General features: G+C 74.7%; 1 protein-coding gene and 1 pseudogene. Both read right to left on the bottom strand.

Translation table 11 applies throughout. The annotated features are described in order from the left end of the window. Positions 1–1,251: GGDEF domain-containing protein (locus KBX39_RS30300; RefSeq protein ID WP_210873826.1), on the bottom strand; the 1,251-nt coding region annotated here is incomplete at its 3' end. Between the two features lie 146 nt (positions 1,252–1,397). Then, a pseudogene (locus KBX39_RS30295) lies at positions 1,398–1,855 on the bottom strand (hypothetical protein); the annotation flags it as partial.

The raw sequence follows: 1,855 nt of genomic DNA, 5'->3' as shown, positions 1-1,855 counted from the left end.
GAGTTCGCGGTGCTGGTCGCCGCCCAGCCGCGCGATCATCCCGTCCGGGCCGACCGCGTCCCGCATGCGCTCCGCCGTGGCGGTGAGCAGCCGGTCCCCGGCGGCGTGCCCGAACCTGTCGTTCACCTGCTTGAAGCCGTCCAGGTCGAGCAGCACCACGGCGACCGGCCCGCCGGTGCGCAACGCCCGCCGCAGCCGCCGGACGAACGTCAGCCGGTTCGGCAGGCCGGTGAGCTGGTCGGAGTACGCGAGCCGGCGCAGCCGGCCGACCAGCCGCAGGTTCTCGTTCGCGGCCAGCCCCTGACGCAGCGCCAGTACGCCGAGCAGGGCCATCATGCCGACGAAGACCACGTGCGGGGTCTGCCCGCTGGGCCGCCGCGACAGCATGACCGCGACGATCGCGCCGCCCACCGGCAGGTACGGCAGCGCCACCCGCCACCACGGCGGCAGCGGTGACTCGACCACGTCGTCGTCGCCGTCCTCGTCGACCGGCGGCGGATAGCGGGTGGCCAGGCCGACCAGCAGGTAGCTCAGCGGCCAGCAGATGTCGACCGGGTGACCGGGCGTGTAGTTGCCGTGCGCGACCAGGGAGACGTAGACGGCGTCCGCGCCGGCCCGGATCGCCAGGCCCGCCCCGATCACGGTGAGCGCCCGCCACATCGGCCGGCCCGGACCGGCGACCGCCACCAGGATGGTGAGCTGCATCAGGTCGAACATCGGGTAGAGCAGGCCGAACGTACGCATCGGATCGGCCAGGCCGGCCTCGGTGATCTCCTGGAACACCACCACCCAGCCGATCGGGAGGAGGGCCAGCCCGACGATGACCCCGTCGAGCAGGGTGCGGGCCCGGCCGATCAGGCTGCGCGGGCCGGCGCGGAAACTGAGCAGGGCGGCGGTGCCGGTGACGATGCCGCCGGCGAACAGTCCGGCGACCAGCGGCGTGTGCGGCAGCCCGAGCCCGCCGAGACGTTCGACCGTCCACACCGTACGGCCGAGCGCGGCGAGGACCATGGTGACCGCGAGCAGCTCCCAGAACCGGCGTAGCGCGACCGGGTGGCGCCGCGCCGCGCCGACGCAGAGCACCGCCGCGAGGCTCGACACCGCCACCGCGCCGAGGTCGCTGACCAGCGCCGCGCCGGGCAGCCGGGCGACCAGCCAGGCCGTCTCCCCGAGTACGACGACGGCGGCCGCGACAAGTCCGACACGGCCGGCGAGCGGATGACGGGCCGGCGCAGCGGCGGCGAGGCTCACGTCGAGCTGGGGTACAACGATGCGCTCCGGCTCTCTTCCAGACGTGCACCCTCGACGCCGAGGGCAGGACGACGGACGGCGCAAGCCTAGTCAGCGCCGGGGGCCGCCGCCAGAGTCGACGGCTGTCGGTCAGCGGACCGTGACGGTCAGGACCAGTCCTCCGCCGGGGCCGGGTCCGGCGTTGCGGCGGCCGTGCCGGGCGGGCCGCCGTGCGTCCACGGCGTCTCCTCCGGCGCGGGGAACGCCCCACCCGGCAGGAAACCGTCGGAGAGGCTGGTCAGGCAGATCCGCTCGCCCACCTCCGGGACGCTGCCGGGCGGTGCGGTCAGCCCCCGGCCCATCCCGCCGGACAGTTCCAGCACCACCTCGGTCTTGCCGTCCGCGCCGGGCGTCACGAACACCACAGTCGCCTTCTGCGCCGGGCGCTGCGGCGAGTACAGCCTCGCGCCCACCGGCATCGGCACCGGCTCGGTGGTGACCACCTGGATGCGCGGGCGCAGCACCGGCCGTTTGCCGGAGTCGTCCACCCGCGCCGGGTCGGCGAGCGTCACCTCACCGACGAACGCCTCACCGGACAGCCGGTGCTCGGCCATCACCAGCGGAT

Origin of the sequence: Micromonospora sp. D75 (assembly GCF_018070405.1) — a bacterium.
GTDB classification, from domain to species: domain Bacteria; phylum Actinomycetota; class Actinomycetes; order Mycobacteriales; family Micromonosporaceae; genus Micromonospora; species Micromonospora chalcea.
This window is presented reverse-complemented; position numbering and strand designations above follow the sequence as displayed.